The sequence below is a fragment of the Dyadobacter sp. HNCC25DJ185 genome (assembly GCF_056895195.1).
Map to the genome: position 1 here is coordinate 1 of NZ_JBXHAR010000035.1, position 712 is coordinate 712.

Sequence of the window (712 nt, forward strand, 5' to 3'; positions counted from 1 at the left end):
ATCGTCGACGATGATCTGCATATCACGGACGATCTGCCCTATGAGCACGCCATCGCGCCATTCTTCGACGATAAAAGCGACATTGTAATAACCCTTAGTGACGGGTGCGTCCCATACCAGGTCGCCAGTGATGCGGTCGAGGCTGAAAGTGGCCGGAGAGGCGCCTGCTTCTGTGCGACCGGGTGCGCCGATCTGGTTGGGGTCAACATATTGTAAATTGATACCAGCGCCATTGACGCCACTCCTTTGGGGGATAAACAACCGGTAGGCGAGGCTGTCGCCGTCTGCGTCAAAGGCATTGGGGTTATGGATGTACCGCTGACCCACCGCAGCCAGGTCAATGGGCGCATTCAGCAGGACGGGCGTTTGGTTAAGGCCAAAGCTGGCATTGATTTCCAGGATGGTGCTGACGTAAAAGTTCAGATTCTGAGTGGGCGGGGGGCCTATGTTGAGGATGTTGTTGTTGCGGTTATCCTCTTCAAAGGAGATCCTGTACTCGCCCGTTGAAGGGAAAGTGTAGTTGATGATATAAGTGTTACGGGTGGTATTATTGCCAATATTTGGTGGCGGGCTTTCAATACGTGGTGCTTCGAGGACCACAGGTTGACCCGTAGAGTTAACATTTCCGATGGTAAAGAATACGGTGTTCTGAGCGTTGGCGGCGCCTTCCCCATTTTGGATATCAAAATAGGCGGTCAGTTTGATTTCGTAG

Annotated in this window: 1 pseudogene; it reads right to left on the bottom strand. The window is 52.5% G+C overall.

Annotation, left to right across the window (positions count from 1 at the left end):
- Positions 1 to 712, bottom strand: a pseudogene (locus tag AC1XUF_RS32060) (gliding motility-associated C-terminal domain-containing protein); the annotation flags it as partial.